This window comes from Paraburkholderia sp. BL23I1N1, assembly GCF_003610295.1.
In the GTDB taxonomy this organism is placed as follows: domain Bacteria; phylum Pseudomonadota; class Gammaproteobacteria; order Burkholderiales; family Burkholderiaceae; genus Paraburkholderia.
Genome location: NZ_RAPV01000001.1, coordinates 3,503,445 through 3,523,691 on the forward strand (window position 1 = coordinate 3,503,445; position 20,247 = coordinate 3,523,691).

At 64.0% G+C, this 20,247-nt stretch carries 8 protein-coding genes; 7 read left to right on the plus strand and 1 reads right to left on the minus strand.

The window, feature by feature from the left end; all coding sequences use genetic code 11:
- Positions 1–374: 374 nt before the first annotated feature.
- The 7 genes from B0G76_RS16350 to treY all read left to right on the plus strand — a co-directional run bounded on the left by B0G76_RS16350 (position 375) and on the right by treY (position 18,830).
- Positions 375–3,833 (plus strand): alpha-1,4-glucan--maltose-1-phosphate maltosyltransferase, encoded by a 3,459-nt coding sequence (locus B0G76_RS16350; RefSeq protein WP_120293534.1) that lies wholly within the window; start codon positions 375–377, stop codon positions 3,831–3,833.
- Entirely contained in the window at positions 3,830–7,291 is a 3,462-nt protein-coding gene (treS, locus tag B0G76_RS16355; RefSeq protein ID WP_120293535.1) for a maltose alpha-D-glucosyltransferase, read from the plus strand. Before B0G76_RS16350 ends, treS begins: the two co-directional genes overlap by 4 nt.
- A complete protein-coding gene (gene glgB / locus B0G76_RS16360) occupies positions 7,284–9,494 on the plus strand; it encodes a 1,4-alpha-glucan branching protein GlgB (protein WP_120293536.1) in 2,211 nt (736 codons plus the stop codon). Before treS ends, glgB begins: the two co-directional genes overlap by 8 nt.
- Before the next feature lie 98 nt (positions 9,495–9,592).
- Complete coding sequence (gene glgX / locus B0G76_RS16365; protein ID WP_120293537.1) at positions 9,593–11,812, plus strand: glycogen debranching protein GlgX; 2,220 nt, start codon at positions 9,593–9,595, stop codon at positions 11,810–11,812.
- A 30-nt stretch (positions 11,813–11,842) separates the two neighbouring features.
- Complete coding sequence (treZ, locus tag B0G76_RS16370) at positions 11,843–13,762, plus strand: malto-oligosyltrehalose trehalohydrolase (RefSeq protein ID WP_120293538.1); 1,920 nt, start codon at positions 11,843–11,845, stop codon at positions 13,760–13,762.
- On the plus strand, positions 13,759–15,972 hold the full coding sequence (gene malQ, locus B0G76_RS16375; RefSeq protein ID WP_120293539.1) for a 4-alpha-glucanotransferase: 2,214 nt from the start codon (positions 13,759–13,761) through the stop codon (positions 15,970–15,972). Before treZ ends, malQ begins: the two co-directional genes overlap by 4 nt.
- Entirely contained in the window at positions 15,969–18,830 is a 2,862-nt protein-coding gene (gene treY / locus B0G76_RS16380; protein WP_120293540.1) for a malto-oligosyltrehalose synthase, read from the plus strand. Before malQ ends, treY begins: the two co-directional genes overlap by 4 nt.
- A gap of 43 nt (positions 18,831–18,873) precedes the next feature.
- On the opposite strand, the gene B0G76_RS16385 is transcribed toward treY, so the two are convergent.
- Positions 18,874–20,223, minus strand: a complete 1,350-nt coding sequence (locus tag B0G76_RS16385; protein WP_120296439.1) for a hemolysin family protein — start codon at positions 20,221–20,223, stop codon at positions 18,874–18,876.
- Between the last annotated feature and the right edge of the window lie 24 nt (positions 20,224–20,247).

Genomic DNA, 20,247 nt, shown 5'->3' on the forward strand with positions numbered 1-20,247 from the left:
GCCCGCCCGTTTTACACGCGGGCCGTCCGCGCCCACGGGCTACTCCGCCCTGGGGCCTCCCTCCGCCGTCCTCCCTCCGCCCTTCCTGCTGGGCGCGCCTCCCCCCGTTCCATCGCCTCAATCCAAAGCGCACGGGCACAACTGGCACACCGTTTGCTGCGTCTTGCGAATAGTTCTGGCCGGCCCCGTGCCATCGACGCCTGGCGTCAAAGCACCCGCAACTGGCCAGCGGCGTGACGATCTTTGCACTACATTGACCAGTACGCGCCCTGGCTTCACGCGTCGCGCGGTATCCGGCTCTGGAAGCCCAATGAGCGCTGTGATCGCATGTCAATTGCATCCACACCGCAGCAGGACGAATCTGGAAACGACCGATGGAATCTCCAAACGGGTACGCGCCACGGATTTATTTTCTTCATTCACTTCTCGTCGGGCCGCTCGATGCATGGCCCGCGCAGTTCGCTCACGCAGCCGGACTGGGTTTCGATCACGCGCTGATCGGCGGCGTTTTCGAGCCGGGCCGGGCGGGTCACGCACAGGTGGTCGGCAATCACGGCCGGATGCATCCGGTGTTCGAAACCCGGCAACCGGCTACGGAGGCCATCCGCTCGCTTGCGCACACTGCCCGTCAGAACGGCCTGGCCTTGCTGATCGATCTGGTGATCGACCGGATGGCCGCCGATGGCGCGCTGTACGCCGAACATACCGGCTGGTTCCACCCATTCGAGTCTGAAGAGGCGCGGCTCGATCCGCGCCACGTGCATCACGAGGACAACGTCGCGTATGCCAACTTCAACGACGCCGCCAGCCGCGCCGCGCTAGTCGGCTGGTGGACGCAGCAACTGCTGGCGCTGGCCGACGCGGGGGTTGGCGGCGTCCGGTTCGATTCGCCGCATCGCGTGCCGGCCGCCGTGTGGCGGCAACTCGGCGACGCGGTTCGCGCGAAGCATCCTCACATACGTTTCCTCGCCGCCACGCCGGGTCTCGCCCGTGGCGACCTGCTCGGCCTCGACGGCGCGGGCTTTGACAGCGTGTTCTCGTCGGTGCGCTGGTGGGATTTCCGCGCGAGCTGGATGGTGGAAGAGCATGCCGCTCTCGCCCGGATCGCCGCCCCCATCGCCTTTCCGGAAGCGCCTTACGGCACCCGCCTCGCCGCCGATCTCAGCGATGCGCACGACGCCGCCATCGTCGAGCGGGCCTATCGGCGCGCGCTGCTCGCGTCGGCTTCGACCGGCACGGGCTGGATGATGCCGATGGGCTTCGAGTACGGCGTCCACGAGCCGATGTCGCAGACACGCGGCGATGCCGCGCAGTTCGCTCTCGCCTGCCAGTCGAAGCCCTTCGATCTTTCGGAACGGATCAGCCATGCGAACGAGATGGTGCGCAATACGACGACGCTGCACGCCAACGGCGAATTGCGCCCGCTAAGCGGGCCCGGCGCGCCCGCAGCGGTGTTGCTGCGCGCCGACACGCCTGATCTGCGCGACGCCGGCGAAGCGATCCTGATCGCTATCAATCCTGAACTCGGCGCGCCCGTGCGCGTCGATCCCGCCCGTTTCCTGCCGGGCGTGCCGGGCAACGTCACGCGCTTCGTCCCGCTCGACGCGCCCGGGCATGACACGCCCGCCGGGTTGACGCCCTTCACGCTCGCCCCCGGCGCAGTCCGTTTGTTTCGCGGGGTTGCCGATAAACCGATCCGTCTCGCGCCGCCGATCGACAAGGCGAGCAGCAAGCGCAGCGGCCACAAGACCGTGTTGGAGGCGATCGCCGCGCCGCGCGTGGCGATCGAGAGCGTGACACCCTCGGTCGACAATGGACGCTTCCCCGCCAAGCGCACAGTGGGCGAGCGCGCCGAAATCACCGCCGCAATCTTCGCGGAAGGCCATGACAAGATCGCCGCCGCCGTTGTCTGGCGCGCCGCCGACGAAACCGCCTGGCACGAAGTACCGATGAGCCCCGCCCAGCCGGCCGGCCTCGATATCTGGAAAGCGCGCATTCCGCTGGAGCGCCTTGGCCGTCATGAATTCACGGTCATCGCATGGCGCGACGACTTTGCGTCACTCGTCGAGCATATCGAGAAGAAGCGGAAAGCGGGTCAAACCGTCGAACTCGAACTCGACGAAGCCGCTCATCTGTTCGCTTTGGTGCTCGCCGAAGTGGAAACCGCGGAGGCCTCGGCAGGTACGGTGACGAAGCCGCTCGAAGACATCGTCAAACGCTTCACCAAGGCCGACGCCGAAGCGAAGCTCGCGCTGCTGCTCGAACCGGCCACCGCGGGGGCGATGCGCGCCGCGCGCCACCGCCCGTTCCTGAGCCGCGATCCGATCGTCTACAGGATCGACGCCGAACGAACCGCCGCGCGTTTCGCCAGCTGGTACGAGATCTTCCCGCGTTCGATGAGCGATGACGAATCGCGTCACGGCACCTTCGCCGACGTCGTCACGAAACTGCCACGCATCCGCGACATGGGTTTCGACGTGCTGTACTTCCCGCCAATCCACCCGATCGGCCTCGCGAACCGCAAAGGCCGCAACAACACGCTGAACGCACAACCGGGCGATGTCGGCAGCCCCTATGCGATCGGCGCGGCCGAAGGCGGCCACACCGCCGTGCATCCCGAACTCGGCACGCTCGCCGACTTCAAGCAAATGCTGGCGGCCGCCCACGCGCACGGCCTCGAAATCGCGCTCGACTTCGCGATTCAGTGCTCGCCGGATCACCCGTGGCTAAAGGAGCATCCGACGTGGTTCGCCTGGCGTCCGGACGGCACGTTGCGTTACGCGGAAAATCCACCGAAGAAGTATCAGGACATCGTCAACCCCGACTTCTATGCGCACGACGCCAAGCCCGATTTGTGGCTCGCGCTGCGCGACGTCTTCCTGTTCTGGATCGAAGCCGGCGTGCATATTTTCCGGGTGGACAATCCGCACACCAAGCCGCTGCCGTTCTGGGAATGGGTGATCGACGACGTGCGCTCGCGCTACCCCGACACGATCTTCCTCGCCGAAGCCTTCACGCGGCCGCGCATGATGAACCGCCTCGGCAAGATCGGTTTTTCGCAGTCGTACACGTATTTCACGTGGCGCGAGTCGAAGCGCGATTTCATCGAGTACATGACCGAACTCACGCAAACCGGCGCGCGTGATTTCTACCGGCCGAATTTCTTTGTCAACACGCCGGACATCAACCCGCGGCATTTGCAGTCGTCGGGGCGTTCGGGCTTTCTGATCCGAGCGGCGCTCGCCTCCACGCTCGCCGGTTTATGGGGCGTGTATAGCGGGTTTGAATTGTGCGAGGCCGCCGCGCTGCCGAACAGCGAGGAATATCTCGACTCCGAAAAGTATCAGCTGCGCGCGTGGGACTGGAATCGGCCAGGCAACATCGTCGGCGAAATCAGTGCATTGAACCGGATTCGCCGCGCGAACCCGGCCTTGCAAACGCATCTTGGTCTCACGTTCCTCACCGCGCACAACGACAACATCCTGTTCTTCGAAAAAGCGACCGACTCGCGCGACAACGTCATCCTGGTGGCGATCAATCTCGACCCGTTCAACGAACAGGGCGCGGACATCGAATTGTCGTGGGACACTTTCAGGCGATGGAATCTGCACGACCATGGCGCGCTGGAAGTGACCGATCAGATGACCGGTGCGCGTTTCGAATGGCACGGCCGCTGGCAGCACGTCCGGCTCGGTTCGGGTCAGCCGTTTTCGATCTGGCGCATCGCGCCGCTCGGCGGCCTACCCGCCGACCGCCCGGACGATGCCGATAACGACTATCACGCAGACCACGCCGGCAACCCAATCTTCACTGAAGCGGAAGGTGCGACATGAAGCGTGACGATCCAGCCCAAACCACGTCGCAGGCCCATACGGGCGCGGCCACCGGCAGCGCCGTCAAAGCACGTTCGCATCGGCGCGGCAAGCCCGCCGCCTTGAGCGACGATCCGCTCTGGTACAAAGACGCGATCATTTATCAGGTGCACATCAAGTCGTTCTTCGACGCGAACAATGACGGCGTGGGCGATTTTCCCGGCTTGATCGCGAAGCTCGATTACATCGCCGAGCTCGGTGTGAATGCGATCTGGCTGCTGCCGTTCTATCCCTCGCCGCGTCGCGACGACGGCTACGACATCGCCGACTATCGCAATGTGCATCCGGACTACGGCCAGCTTGCCGACGTGAAGCGCTTCATTCAGGAAGCGCACGCACGCGGCATTCGCGTGATTACGGAGCTAGTGATCAACCACACCTCGGATCAGCACCCGTGGTTTCAACGCGCCCGTCGCGCAAAGCCGGGGTCGAATCATCGCAACTACTATGTGTGGTCCGATACCGATCAGAAGTACCAGGAAACACGCATCATCTTTATCGATTCGGAGCCGTCGAACTGGACGCATGATCCGGTCGCGGGCGCCTACTTCTGGCACCGCTTCTATTCGCATCAGCCCGATCTGAACTTCGACAATCCGGCCGTGCTGAAGGAAGTGCTGCAGGTGATGCGCTTCTGGCTCGACATGGGTATCGACGGGCTGCGGCTCGACGCGGTGCCGTATCTCGTCGAACGCGAAGGCACCAACAACGAGAACCTGCCGGAAACGCACGCAGTACTGAAGAAGATCCGCGCGACCATCGACGCCGAGTATCCGAACCGCATGCTGCTCGCCGAAGCGAACCAGTGGCCGGAAGACGTGAAGGAATACTTCGGCGACGAAGACGAATGCCATATGGCGTTCCACTTCCCGCTGATGCCGCGCATCTATATGTCGATTGCGAGCGAAGACCGCTTCCCGATCACCGACATCATGCGGCAGACGCCGGACCTCGCGGCAACCAACCAGTGGGCGATTTTCCTGCGTAATCACGACGAGCTGACGCTCGAAATGGTGACGGATTCCGAGCGCGATTATCTATGGAACACGTATGCGAGCGATCGCCGCGCGCGCCTGAATCTCGGCATTCGCCGCCGCCTTGCGCCGCTAATGGAGCGCGACCGCCGCCGCATCGAGCTGATCAATTCGCTGCTGCTCTCGATGCCCGGCACACCCGTGATCTATTACGGCGACGAGCTCGGCATGGGCGACAACATCCACCTCGGCGACCGTGACGGCGTACGCACGCCGATGCAATGGTCGTCGGACCGCAACGGCGGTTTCTCGCGCGCCGATCCGGAACAACTGGTGCTGCCGCCGGTGATGGGCTCGTTATACGGCTTCGACGCCGTCAATGTCGAAGCGCAAAGCCGCGACCCGCATTCGCTGTTGAACTGGACCCGGCGCATGCTCTCCACGCGCCGCGCGAAACAAACCTTCGGACGCGGCACCATCCGTTTCCTGAAGCCGGAAAACCGCAAGATTCTTGCGTATCTGCGCGAAATCCCGGACGAACCGCCGATCCTGTGCGTGGCGAATCTGTCGCGCGCGCCGCAAGCGGTTGAACTCGATCTCTCCGAGTTCAACGGCTCTGTGCCAATCGAAATGACCGCGGATTCCGTGTTCCCCGCGATCGGTCAACTCACTTATCTGCTGACCTTCCCGCCGTACGGTTTCCTGTGGTTCATGCTGTGCTCGGGCGACCAGCGCCCGACATGGGCGCAGGCGCATTCCGAACCGCTGCCCGAATTCGTCACGATCGTGATTCGCGAGGGTCAGGTCGGCCCGACGCCGGAAAACGTCCGGCTGCTCGAATCCGAAGTGCTGCCGTCATGGCTGAGCCGGCGCCGCTGGTTTGCCTCGAAGGATCAGAAGATGCATGCTGTGCGCCTCGCCGCGCTGACCACGATCCCGAATGGCGGCTTCGCGTTCACCGAAATCGAAGCAGACGTCGGCAATCACACCGAACGCTACGTGGTGCCGATCGCCATCACGTGGGGCGGCGAAACCACCACGCCGCTGTTCCTTCAGCTGGCGCTGGCACGCGTTCGCCGCGGTCGCAACGTCGGTCACCTGACCGACGCGTTCGCCCTGCCGATCTTCGCTCACGGCGTTCTGCGCAAGCTGCGCGAGCGCGCCGTTTTTCCAACCGTGCAGAAGAGCGAAATCAGGTTCATCCCGACCGAGCGTTTCTCCGAACTCGACCATCTCGATGAGCGGCCCGAGATCCGCTGGCTGGCGGCCGAGCAAAGCAACAGCTCGCTGATCATCGCCGACGCCGCCGTGCTGAAGCTGGTGCGACGTCTGGTGAGCGGTATTCATCCGGAAGCGGAAATCAGCCGCTATTTGACCCAGCTCGGCTACGCGAACACCGCGCCGCTATATGGTGAAGTGGTGCGCGTCGATCCCGAAGGCGTGCCGCATACACTCGCGATCTTGCAAGGCTATATCGACAATCAGGGCGACGCCTGGAACTGGTCGCTCGACTACCTGCGCCGCTCAGTGGACGAGCTCGCCATCGCCGTCGATACGGATGCGCAATCGCTGGACCGCGATAACGAAGCGATTCTCATGGAAGGCTACAGTACGCTCGCCGGCATCATCGGCAAGCGGCTAGGCGAATTGCACGTGGTGCTCGCGTCGCCTTCCGACGACCCGGCGTTCGCACCGGAACCCGCCAGCGCCGAACAGGTGAAGGCGTGGGTCGACGGCACGCAATCCGTGCTCGCCAGCGCGCTCGATCTGCTCGCGCCGCGCATCGAGCAGATGAGCGACCCGGACACCAAGGCATTGGCGCAAAGCCTGATCGACCGTCGCGCCGCGCTCGTTCAAGCCGTCGACAAGCTGGTCACGCGCAATGCGGGGGCGTTGCGCTCGCGCATTCACGGCGACTTCCATCTGGGTCAGGTGCTGGTCGCGCAAGGCGACGCGTATCTGATCGACTTCGAAGGCGAGCCCGCGCGCACGTTGGAGGAACGGCGCCAGAAGTCGAGCCCGTTGCGCGACGTGGCCGGTTTGATGCGCTCACTGTCGTATGCGAGCGCCGCGGCGCAGTCCACCATGGAAAGCGCGCCGCAACAAACCGCCGATCGCAAGCGCATCCTCTTCGAGCGTTTCCGCGCACACGCCACCGAAACGTTCCTGACGGAATACCGCGCGGCCGTCGCGGATTCGCCTGTGCCGCTGGCGGCGCCCGAAGCCGAACAGGCCTTGCTCGATCTGTTCCTGATCGAGAAAGCCGCGTACGAAATCCGTTACGAAGCGGCCAACCGTCCGACGTGGCTCAGTTTGCCCGTACGCGGCCTTGCCGCGCTCACCAGCCGGTTGCTCGGCGACACCGGTAACCCACAGCACGATCCATCCACTGAGGCGCCAGACGCCTCCGCATCGCCTAACCCGGCCGAGGGCGACTATGAGTGAGCATGATCCGGCCGCCGGCCTCCAACCGCTCGATATCGACGCGCTCGTTGAAGCGCGACACCCCGATCCTTTCTCGCAGCTCGGCATGCATCCGACGGACTCCGGTCCGGTGGTGCGCGCGCTGTTGCCCAACGCCTCGCACGTCACCGTGATTTCCCGCGCGGATGGCTCCACGCTCGGCGAGCTCCAGCCACTCAGGCCGGGGCTGTTTGCCGGTCGCGTCACGTCTGTGGTGCCCTATCGCCTGCGCATCGACTGGCACGGCACCGTGCAGGAAATCGAGGACACGTACTCGTTCGGCCCCGTACTCGGCGACGAGCCATTGGGCCGTCTCGCCGGAGGCGACCCGTACGCCGTACTCGAATGCCTCGGTTCACGCCCGATGGAAATAGCCGGTGTGCCAGGCGTGCGTTTTGCCTTATGGGCGCCGAATGCGCGGCGCGTGTCGGTGGTCGGCGACTTCAATTCGTGGGACGGGCGCCGTCATCCGATGCGGCTGCGTCATCAGGCCGGTGTATGGGAACTGTTCGTGCCACGCGTGGGGCACGGCACGCGCTACAAGTACGAATTACTCTCGCGCGACGGCCATCCGTTGCCGCTAAAAGCCGATCCGTGCGCCATGGAAACGGAACGGCCGCCGGGCACCGCGTCGGTGGTCGCGCATGTCGACGAGATTGAACAGTTTGCATGGACCGACCATGACTGGATTCAGTCGCGCGCCGCCAGACAAACCCCGCGCGCGCCGATCTCAATCTACGAAGTGCATGCCGAGTCGTGGCTGCGCGTCGCCGAAGAAGGTCAGCGCGGCCTCGTCTGGGAAGAGCTCGCCGAACGGCTGATTCCTTACGTGAAAGGCATGGGCTTCACGCATGTGGAGTTCATGCCGATTGCCGAGCATCCGTTCGGCGGTTCGTGGGGCTATCAGCCGCTCGGACAGTTCGCGCCGTCCGCGCGCTTCGGCAAACCCGAGCAGTTCGCCAGCTTCGTCGATAAGGCGCACGCGGCCGGCCTCGGCGTGATTCTCGACTGGGTGCCCGCGCACTTTCCGAACGACGCGCATGGCCTCGTCGACTTCGACGGCACGCCGCTCTACGAGCACGCCGATCCGCGCGAAGGCTATCACCAGGACTGGAACACGATGATCTACAACCTCGGCCGCAACGAGGTGAGCGCGTTCCTGGTGGCATCGGGTCTGGCATGGTTGAAGCGTTATCACGTCGACGGCCTGCGCGTGGATGCGGTCGCCTCGATGCTGTATCGCGACTATTCGCGCGAGCCCGGTGAGTGGGTGCCAAATATCTACGGCGGGCGCGAAAACCTCGAATCGATCGCGTTTCTGAAACGGTTGAATCATGAAGTCGGCTATGTGCCGGGCGTGCCGGGCGCGATCACGATCGCCGAGGAATCGACCGCGTGGCCCGGCGTGACGGCGCGCGTCGAAGACGGCGGCCTCGGCTTCCAGTTCAAATGGAACATGGGCTGGATGCACGACACGCTGCACTACATGACGGAGAACCCGGTCTACCGCCAATACCATCACCACATGATGACCTTCGGGATGGTGTACGCGTATTCCGAGCGCTTCGTGCTGCCGCTCTCGCACGACGAGGTGGTGCACGGCAAAGGCTCGCTGCTCGGCAAGATGCCCGGCGACCGCTGGCAGAAGTTCGCCAACCTGCGCGCGTACTTCGGCTTCATGTGGACGCATCCGGGCAAGAAGCTGCTGTTCATGGGCGGCGAATTTGGCCAGATGGCCGAATTCGATCACGACACGTCGCCGCACTGGCATCTGCTCGACGATCCGGACCATCACGGCGTGCAGAAGCTGGTGCGCGATCTGAACCGTCTGTACAACGAGGAGCCCGCACTCCATCGGCTCGATAGCGAGCCGGGCGGCTTCCAATGGCTGATCGGCGACGACAGCGGCAACAGCGTGTACGCCTACCGCCGCGCCGATGCCGAGGGCCGCGAAATCGTCGTCGTGTGCAATATGACGCCGGTGCCGCGGGTCGGATACCGGATCGGCGTGCCGCGCGGCGGCCGCTGGGTGGAAGTGCTGAATACCGATGCCGGCGTGTATGGCGGCTCGAACATGGGCAACGGCGGGCTGATTCATACCGACACCATCTCGAGCCACGGCTGGCCGCATTCCGCTGCGCTGACGCTGCCGCCTTTGGCGACGATCGTTTTACGCGCGGATTGATGGATGGGTTGTAAGGCGAGCGCGCGGCCTGGCGACCGCGCGCTCGTCGCATGAAGTCCCACGATAGCGCTCATAAAACAGAACAAGGAAGGGGAATCATGTCGCATGCACTGCCCGACCGGCTTCTGCCCGGCTCGCCCTATCCGCTCGGCGCCAGCTGGGATGGCCTCGGTGTCAACTTTGCGGTGTTCTCGGCAAATGCGCAGAAAATCGAGCTTTGCCTGTTCGATCCCACCGGCCGCAAGGAGATGAGACGCTTCACGTTGCCCGAATGTACCGACGAAGTCTGGCACGGCTATTTGCCCAACGCGCACCCCGGCACGGCCTACGGCTTTCGCGCGCACGGGTCCTATCAGCCGCAGCATGGGCATCGCTTCAATCCGCACAAGCTCCTGCTCGATCCGTATGCACGCAAACTGGTCGGGCAATTTCGCTGGTCCGACGCGCTGTTCAGCTATCGCGTGCATTCGAATCGTGCCGACCTGTCGATCGACCGCCGCGATTCGGCGCCGGCCATGCCGAAGTGCGTCGTGATCGACGAAGCCTTCGACTGGTCGCACGATAAACGCCCGAATGTGCCGTGGGGCGAAACCGTCATCTACGAGGCGCATGTGCGCGGCGTATCGATGTTGCGTGCCGATTTGCGCCAGCACGAACGCGGCACGTTCGCCGCGCTGGCTTCGCCGGAATTCATCGAGCATTTGCTGAAGCTCGGCGTGACCGCTGTCGAATTGCTGCCCGTGCACGCGTTTCTGAACGACCGCTTTCTGGTGGAACGCGGCCTGCGCAATTACTGGGGTTACAACACTGCGGCATTTTTTGCCCCGGAACCGTCGTATCTGAGCACACACCGGCTCGACGAAATGCGCATCGCCGTGCGTCAGTTGCACGCGGCCGGCATCGAAGTGATTCTCGACGTGGTCTACAACCACACCTGCGAGGGCAACGAGATGGGGCCGACCGTCTCATGGCGCGGCCTCGACAACGCGAGCTACTACCGTCTGATTCCCGGCGACGAACGCCACCAGATCAACGACACCGGCTGCGGTAATACTGTGAACCTGCAGCATCCCCGTGTCCTGCAGATGGTGATGGATTCGCTGCGTTACTGGTCGACGAAATTCAATATCGACGGCTTCCGTTTCGATCTCGGCGTGACGCTCGGCCGCGAGCAACACGGGTTCGATCCCGGCTCCGGTTTCTTCGACGCATTACGCCAGGACCCGCTCCTGTCGCAACGCAAGCTGATTTCCGAACCGTGGGACATCGGCCCGGGCGGCTATCAACTCGGCAATCATCCGCCGGGGTTCGCCGAATGGAACGACCGTTTCCGCGACACGGTGCGCCGCTTCTGGCGCGGTGACGCGGGCCTGCGCCCCGACCTCGCCGCGCGTCTGACCGGTTCCGCCGATCTGTTCAACCGGCGTTTCAGGAAACCGTGGGCATCGGTCAATTTTGTAACGTCGCACGACGGTTTTACGCTCATCGATACGACCGCGTACGAGCACAAGCACAACGAGGCAAATCGCGAAGACAACAACGACGGCCACAACGAAAACTGCAGCCGCAATTGGGGCGTGGAAGGCCCCACCGACGATCCGGCCATTCTCGACACCCGCAAGCGCGTGGCCCGCTCGCTGATCGCCACGCTGCTGATGGCGCTCGGCACACCCATGATGCTGGCGGGCGACGAAGCGCTGCGCACGCAGAATGGCAACAACAATGCGTACTGCCAGGATAACGAACTATCATGGCTCGACTGGGAGCGCGCGGAATCGCGCGACGGCCGCCAGATGACCGCGTTCGTCGCGCGCGTGATCGCGCTGCGCAAACAGCATCCGCTGCTACGCGAAACGCGTTTTCTGTTCGGCGACCGCGAAGTGTTGCCGGGCCTGTTCGACGTCGGCTGGTTCGATGAGCACGGCGATCCGCTGACCATCGAAGCCTGGCAGGACCCCCAAGGCCGCGCGTTCACGCTGCGTCGCGCGGGTCCCGGCTTGAACGGCGAAACCGAAGTATTGTTGATGATGCTCAACGCCGCGGCGGAAACGCTGCGTTTCACGCCGCCCGCGCCCCATCTGGAATGGCATGTGCTGCTCGACACGGCTGAGCCGGAAAGCGCGCCGCACCGGTTGGCGCTGCCCGAGGTCGAAGTGGCCGCGCATAGCCTCGTGATGCTGGCGGCGCAACCCGTCGGCGAAGCGGATTGGCAGGCGGGTTGGAAGGCCGGTGCGCAGTATGGGCCGCGGCTGTTGACCGCCCTGCCGCCCGATCCGGGCGCGCATCCGCCGGGCAGCGATACGTCGCCGACCACGTAGGCGGAAAGCAAAACCGAATGGTGATGAATCATGTCCGAAAGTCCGATTGATCCTCACGCGCATCATCACGCGCATTGCCTGCCGTTCAGCGCGCAATTACTGGGCGCTACGGGCGCGAAGCCGCGCACGCGCTTCCGTTTCTGGGCGCCTTCGTGCAAGACGGTACAGGTGGACATCGAAAACGGACCGGCCCAGGGCGCGCATGACATGACATTCACCGGCAACGGCTGGTTCGACGCAACCGTCGACTGCGGCGCCGGCACGCTGTATCGCTTCCGGCTCGACGGCGAACATGCGGTACCCGATCCCGCGTCGCGCTTCCAACCGCAAGACGTGCACGGCCCGAGCGAGGTGATCGACCCGCGCGCGTATCACTGGGAACATACGAACTGGCACGGCCGCCCGTGGGAAGAAACGGTCTTGTACGAGTTGCACGTCGGCGCGTTGGGCGGCTACGCGGGCGTGCAGAAACGTCTGCCCGCGCTGGTCGCGCTCGGCGTCACGGCCATCGAATTGATGCCGTTGAACGACTTTCCCGGCAAGCACAATTGGGGCTACGACGGCGTGCTGCCGTACGCACCCGATTCCGCGTACGGCCGCCCCGAAGAACTGAAAGCGCTGATCGACGCCGCGCACGGTCTCGGCCTGATGGTGTTTCTCGACGTGGTCTACAACCACTTCGGCCCGGACGGCAATTATCTGCACGAGTACGCCCGCTCGTTTTTCCGCGAGGACACGCCCACGCCCTGGGGCCCCGCGATCGATTTTAGCCGCAGTGAAGTGAGCGACTTCTTCACGGACAACGCCGTCTACTGGATCAACGAATATCGGCTCGACGGCCTGCGCTTCGACGCGGTGCATGCCATTGACAATCCTGCGTGGCTGCGCGAATTGTCCGACCATATCCGCGCGAAAGTGCAGCATGGGCGGCATGTGCATCTGGTGCTGGAAAACGAGCACAACAGTGCGAGCCTGCTGGAAACGCATTTCGACGCGCAATGGAACGACGATGCGCACAACACGCTGCATGTTTTGCTGACGGGCGAAACCGAAGGCTATTACCACGCCTACGAAGATCAGCCGATCCGCCGTCTCGCGCGCGTGTTGTCGGAGGGCTTTGCGTATCAGGGCGACCCGTCGCCGATTCACGACGGCGCGCCGCGCGGCGAACCGAGCCGGCACCTGCCGACGACGTCATTCGTGATGTTCTTGCAGAATCACGATCAGATCGGCAATCGCGCATTGGGAGAGCGTCTGCGCAAACTGACCTCGGACGATGCCTTGCGCGCCGTCACCGGTTTGCTGCTGCTCTCGCCGCAAATACCCCTGCTGTTCATGGACGAGGAATACGGCTCGACCCAGCCGTTCCTGTTTTTCACCGACTACACCGGCGAACTGGCGGACGCCGTGCGCGAAGGACGGCGCCGCGAATTCGCACGCTTTTCTGCATTCAGCGACGAAAAGCGTCGCGCGCAGATTCCCGATCCGAACGACGCGAAAACCTTCGCGGCCTCGTCGCCGCCCGAGCCTGTTCAAGGCACCGCCGCGGATGACAACGCGAAAGACCGCCTCGACTGGATGCACTTCTACATGTCCGCGCTCGCCGTGCGGGCGAAGCTGATCACGCCGCGCCTGAAGCATTCCAAGGCGCTCGGTTCGACCGTGTTAGCCGCTGCAAACGGCGGCGATGCCAACGCGCTGATCGGCCGCTGGAAACTCGGCGACGGCGAAACCTTGTCGATCGCGTTGAATCTCTCGAAGGAAAACGTGGCGTTCCCCGATCTGCCTGCGGGCAAAGTTATTTTTGAAACGCCCCCGCGCGTGCGCGAGCAGGTCGACGCCAAAGTGTTGCCGTCGTACGCGTTTGTCGCATGGGTGACCGGAGACGTCAGCGACTATGCGATCGGCCACGATGCGCGCATCGCGAGCCAACAGGAGCACCACGCGTGAGTACCCGACGCCCGACCGATACGATCGATATCCTTGCCACTCGCGCCGGCTTCGAGGTCGAGTGGCGCGATGCGCACCATACGACGCAGCATGTGCCGGAAAGCACGCTCGCCGTGCTGCTTGACCGAATGGGTTTGCCTTGCGGAAACGCCACGCAAATCCGCCACAGTTCGGCCACGCTCGAAGCCGAACTGTCCGGCCGCAAACTGCCTTTGCTGATGACCGCGGAGGTCGAGCGCGGCATCGCGCTGCCGGCCGCGGCGATCAAATCCGGCAGTCACTACCGGATCGAACTCGAAAGCGGCTCGATCATCGACGGGCGCTTCACCGCGCCTAAAGGCGAGGAAGCATTGCTCACCCCAATCGACGAACCCGGCTATCACACGCTGGTGATCAACGAGCAACGCGTGACCTTGGCCGTGGCGCCGTCGAGTTGCTACACCATCGCCGATGCATGGCACACGCTGCACGACGGCGCCACGGCACACACGACACATGCGCCGCCGCTGTGGGGCATTGCCGCGCAGTTATACGGCTTGCGCCGCACGGGCGATGGCGGCATCGGCGACTATACGGCCCTCGCGCAAATGGCGATTGAAAGCGCGAAACGTGGCGCGCATGCGCTCGCGGTGAGCCCGACGCACGCGATGTTCAGCGCCGAGCCGAATCGCTTCAGTCCGTATTCGCCGTCGTCGCGTTTGTGGCTGAACGTCACGCATATCGATCCCGCCGCGGTGTTCGGCGCGGATGCCGCGCGCGCCGCGCTCGAGACCGTTCAGGCTACCGAAGCATGGTCGATACTCGAAGACTTGCCGCTGATCGATTGGCCGAACGCGGTCGTGCTGAAGCTGAAGGTTTTACGCGCGCTATACGAGAATTTCTGCACACAGGAACGCACGCGAGACACGCCGTGCGCACTCGAATTTCATGGTTTCTGCGAACGTGCCGGCCGTGCGCTCGAAGATCACGCACGTTTCGAAGCGCTGCAAGCCGTGCAGTTGGCTCAAAAGGACGGTCATGGCCACTGGCGCGATTGGCCTGAAGCGTTGCGCGATCCGCGCAGCCCTGAAGTTGAAGCCTTTGCCGAAGCGCATCGCCATGAAGTCGATTTTCATCTGTTTTTGCAGTGGCTTGCCGCCAAGGGTTTGTCGCACGCGCAACATGCCGCGACCGACGCCGGGATGGCCGTCGGCCTGATCGCCGACCTCGCCGTCGGGTGCGATAGCGCCGGCAGTCATGCATGGTCGTATCGCGAAGACATGCTGCAAGGTATTTCGGTGGGCGCACCGCCCGATCTGTTCAACCAGGCCGGTCAGGCGTGGGGGCTCACTACCTTCTCGCCGCGTGCAATGCGCACGCAGGGCTTCTCCGCTTTCATCGACATGTTGCGCGCGGCGTTCGCGCATGCGGGCGGCATCCGCATCGACCACATTCTTGGTTTGCGGCGCCTGTGGCTCGTGCCCGAAGGCGAGAGCGCGCGCCACGGTGCCTATCTGCGCTATCCGCTCGAAGACCTGCTGCGGCTGATCGCGCTCGAATCGTGGCGGCATCGCGCGATCGTGATCGGCGAAGACCTTGGCACCGTGCCGCACGGTTTTCGCGAGCGGCTCGATGAGCACGGTCTCGCCGGCATTCGCGTGCTGTGGTTCGAAGGCGCGGAAGATGGCAACGGTTTCAGGCCACCGTCCGCGTGGGACCGTAACGCGGTCGGCACCACGACCACCCATGATTTGCCGACCGTGGCGGGCTGGTGGCGCGGCAGCGACATCACGTGGCGCAACCGGATCGGTCAGACGATGGCGCGCGCCGACGGCCGCGACGCGGAGGAAGTGGCGCAGGCAGAACGCGCTGCCGATCGCGCGCTGTTATGGCGCGCGTTCCAGGACGCCGGCGTCGCCGTGCCGGACGTGGCCGCGCCGCCGCCCGACGAAGCGCCCGTGGACGAAGCGCTTGCCTTCGTCGCCGCCACGCCCGGGCCGCTCGTCACGTTCCCGCTCGAAGATTTGCTCGCGCTCGTCGAGCAGCCGAATCTGCCCGGCTCGATCGACGAGCATCCGAACTGGCGCCGCCGTGTGACCTTGCCCGTCGACGCATTGTTCCAGGACGACACCTTCAGCGACCGTCTGCTGGCCGTCGATCGCGCGCGCCGCGGTGCAACAGCCGCTCCTGCTTCCTCTGCCAGCGCTTCTTCGGAGCCTGATACGCCATGACCGTTCCGCGCTCCACGCTTCGCCTCCAGTTCCATCGAGGCTTTACCTTCGACGATGCCGCAAAGCATGTCGACTACTTCGCCGGGCTCGGCATCAGCCACCTGTACGCGTCGCCGATCACCACCGCCGAGCCAGGCTCGTTGCACGGCTACGACACCGTCGACTACACCCCGGTCAGCGCCGAATGCGGCGGCGAGGCGGGCCTGAAACGCCTCGCCGATCAACTGCACGCGCACAGCATGGGGCTGATCGTCGACGTGGTGCCGAACCATATGGGCGTTGGCGGCTCGAGCAACGCGTGGTGGCTCGATATCCTCGAATGGGGCCGGCACAGCACGTACGCGCGCCATTTCGATGTCGACTGGCACTCGCCCGATCCGGCGCTGCGCGGCAAGGTGCTGGTGCCGACACTCGGCGCGCCGTACGGAGATGAACTCGCGGCGTCCCGGATTGCGCTGCATTTTGCGGCTGACAGCGGGCGCTTTTATATCGGCTATGGGCCGCATGTGCTACCGGTGTGCCCAATCGACTACGCGACGATTCTGCAAAGCGGCGACCGTGCCGATCTCAGCGCACTGGCCGAACGTTTCCAGGGCCTGACGACGCAACCGGCCGATCAGCCGCGCGCCGCCGAAGGACGCGACATGCTGCGCGAGTTCGTCGCGCAGACCGGAGCCGCAGCGATCGAATCGGTGCTGGAAGCGTATGCGCCCGCGGATCCGGTAGCGCGTGACCGTTTGCATCGGCTGATCGAACGGCAGCACTTCCGCCTCGCATGGTGGCGCACCGCGTCGGACGAAGTGAACTGGCGGCGTTTCTTCGACATCTCCACGCTGGCCGGTGTGCGCGTGGAGCGGCCCGAAGTGTTCGAGGCCGTGCATGCGCTGATTTTCCGTCTGTATCAGGAAGGCGTAGTGGACGGTTTGCGGATCGACCACATAGATGGTCTCGCCGAACCGCGTGAGTACTGTCAGCGTCTACGGCAACGCCTCACCGAATTGCGCGACACCGCGCCGTATGTGGTCGTCGAAAAAATTCTCGGCCGCGACGAACCGCTGCGCGACGATTGGCCCATTGACGGCACCACCGGCTACGATTTCATGAACGACGTGGGCGCGCTGCTGCACGATCCGGCCGGCGCCGAGCCGCTCGCGGAGACGTGGGCCGAACTCACCGGCCGCAGCCCGCGCTTCGCCCACGAAGCCCTGGCCGCGCGCCGCAAGATTCTCGCGGAGAATCTCGCGGCGGAACTGGACCGCGCAGCGCGCGCGTTGCATCGTATTGCCCGCGATTCGCTGACAACGCGCGATTTCACCTTCACCGCGCTGCGGCGCGTGCTGACCGAACTGGTCGTGCATTTTCCGGTGTATCGGATCTATCCACAGAACGGGCTGCGCAGCGCTGCCGATAACGTGTATTTCGAACAGGCGCTGGCAGGGGCGAGACAGACGCTTTCGCGCGCGGACTATGAGGTGCTCGACCGCGCGGATGCGTGGCTGGGCGGCAGCGCCGAAGACGTGCCGAATGCACGGGGCAATGCCCCTTCGCAACAGCAGGGCCCGAATGGTGCAGCGCCGAGTCATGCAGGTTCCGCGCGACGCACCGCGCAGACGCTGTTTGCGCAATTGACCGCGCCGGTCGCGGCGAAAGCGATTGAAGATACAGCGTGCTATCGCTATGGGCGTTTGCTGTCGCGCAACGAAGTCGGCTCGGACCCGGGCGAGTTTGCGTTGTCGGTCGAACATTTTCATGCGGCGAATCTCGCGCGCTCGCAACGCTTTCCTCACGCGATGCTCGCCACGGCGACCCATGATCACAAGCGTGGCGAAGACGTGCGCGCGCGGCTTGCCGTGTTGAGCGAAATCCCGGATGAATGGAGCGCGAGGTTGCGCGCGTGGTCGACACTGAACGCGCCGCTTCGCCGTGCCGTCGACGGTAAGCCGATCAGCAGTGCCGGCGAGGATACAAGCTACGATTGGGCGCCGGGCTCCGCCGCCGAGGCGATGCTGTATCAGACGCTGGTGGGCTGCTGGCCGCCTGATTTAAAGCCGGACGATGCAACCGGCGTCAAGGCACTGGCCGAGCGGGTCGCGCAATGGCAGTTGAAGGCGCTGCGGGAAGCCAAGCTGCAAACCAACTGGCTCGCACCGGACGAAGCCTATGAGGCCGGCTGCCGCGATTTCCTGTTCGACATCCTGGCGCCGCAGCGGCGCGACGGTTTCTTGCGCGAGTTGTCCGCGTTCGTCGCGCGGATTGGGCGTGCCGGTGCGCTCAATAGCTTGCAGCAAACGGTGTTGCGCCTGACATCGCCTGGGATTCCCGATCTTTATCAGGGCACTGAGTTGTGGGATTTCAGTCTGGTCGATCCTGACAATCGCCGGCCCGTCGATTTTGCCAAACGTGAGGCGTGGCTGGCACAGACACCGCCTTCGGAATTCCTGGCGAGCTGGCGCGACGGCCGAGTGAAGCTCGCGATGGTGCAACGCGTGCTGGCGTTGCGCGCGCATTTGCCGGAGTTACTGAGTCAGAGTGAATATCTGCCGCTTGAGGTGCGGGGTGCGCATGCGTCGAATGTGATCGCGTTTGCACGGCGGCACGGGAATGCATGGGCCGTGGTGGTGGCGAGCCGGCTTGCTGCCGGCTTGCTCGGTGAAAGCGGTGATCTGCCGATGGTCGATCCAGCTAAATGGGGCGATACGGCAATCGAGATGCCTGCGGATCTGGCCGCGCGGGCGCTGTTCGACTGGTTGAGCCCGGCGGCGCCTAAGGTCGATGAAGACGGCTTGCTTTATCTGCGCGATGCGTTGGGTGCAATGCCTATCGCAGTGTTGGTGGAAGACGGTGTGCCACGCAGTTGATCGAGATTTTTAGTGGGTCGTGGTCGATTTAAGCACCTGTGCTTTAACCGCCTTCGTCGTCGAAGACCTTCGGATAAACGCGCACAAGAACGATGCGAGGGCCCTTCATTTTCTTGACCACCACGTCGAAGCGATCGAACTCAATGCGCTGCCCTTCGTTCGGCAGATCGTTGAGCGCCTGAATCACTAGGCCGCCGACCGATTCCGCGTTGCCTTCGTCAATGTCGATCCCGAGCGCGCGTTCCAACGACACCACGGGCAAGCTGCCCTTGCCCATCAACGTGCCGTCGTCCATGCGCGTCCAGTCGGCGTCGCCCTGACGGAATTCGTCGTGGATCTGCCCCACCAGTGCGCCGAGCAGGTTGTCCAGCGTCAGAAAGCCGATCGGCTTCGAGTTCTTATGGCCCACTAGCGCGAAATGCGGCGCGCCCTTGCGGAAGCGGCGAAACAGTTCGAGCGCCGGCATGTCCGGCTTCACATACTGCACGGGCCGCGCATATTTGGAGAGGTCGTCGAGCGTGCTGCCCGCGTGCCGCGCCAGCAGCAAATCCTTCAGATGGATCATGCCGGCCACGCGCTCGCCGGACGCATCTTCGAACAACGGATAGCGGCTGAAACGGTGCCGCGCCACCACTTGCATGTTTTCGCGCAACGGCAAATCGCGCCGCATCCCGACCATTTCATACGACGGACGCATCAGGTCCGAGACGGTCATGCGCGAAAAATCCAGCGAATGCGCAATCGTGTTCCATTCGTCCTGGCTGTAGGCGCCGTCCGTCGCGCCGACACCGAGCCCAGTCGCGACATTGGCGTGGCGGCCGCGCAGGATCAGCTTGAGTTCGTCGGTCGAGTAATGCGAATCGTGGCCGTGGTCCGCGTCGAGGCCTGCGAGTTTCAACACGGCATTGGCGCTCGTGTTGAGCACCCAGATCGCTGGATACATCGCCCAGTAGAAACCGTACAGCGGCGTGGCGGCCCACAACGAAACCTTTTCCGCTTCACGAATCGCCAGCGACTTCGGCGCCAGTTCGCCCACCACGATATGCAGGAACGAAATGCACGAGAACGCGAAGAACAACGAGATGCCGTGAATCAGCTTCTCCGATTCCACGCCAAGCAGGCTGAAGACCGGGTTGAGCAGTTCCGCGAACGCCGGCTCGCCGATCCAGCCGAGTCCGAGCGACGCCAGCGTAATGCCGAGCTGGCAGGCGGACAGATACGCGTCGAGCCGCCCGTGCACCTTCGCCAGCAAACGCCCGCGCATGCCGTGTTTGGCGGCAAGGCTCTGCACGCGGGTTTGCCGCAGCTTCACCAGACCGAATTCGGCGGCGACAAAAAAACCGTTGAGGGCAACGAGAAACATTGCACCGATGAGGGCGACAACCTGGATCAAAGCGAAGGGCTCCGGCAACAAAAG

What these genes read in the sequence shown, in the direction of transcription:
- B0G76_RS16350 (WP_120293534.1), top strand. Translation starts at nt 375, where the DNA reads ATGGAATCTCCAAACGGGTACGCGCCACGGATTTATTTTCTTCATTCA.
- treS (WP_120293535.1), top strand. Translation starts at nt 3,830, where the DNA reads ATGAAGCGTGACGATCCAGCCCAAACCACGTCGCAGGCCCATACGGGC.
- glgB (WP_120293536.1), top strand. Translation starts at nt 7,284, where the DNA reads ATGAGTGAGCATGATCCGGCCGCCGGCCTCCAACCGCTCGATATCGAC.
- glgX (WP_120293537.1), top strand. Translation starts at nt 9,593, where the DNA reads ATGTCGCATGCACTGCCCGACCGGCTTCTGCCCGGCTCGCCCTATCCG.
- treZ (WP_120293538.1), top strand. Translation starts at nt 11,843, where the DNA reads ATGTCCGAAAGTCCGATTGATCCTCACGCGCATCATCACGCGCATTGC.
- treY (WP_120293540.1), top strand. Translation starts at nt 15,969, where the DNA reads ATGACCGTTCCGCGCTCCACGCTTCGCCTCCAGTTCCATCGAGGCTTT.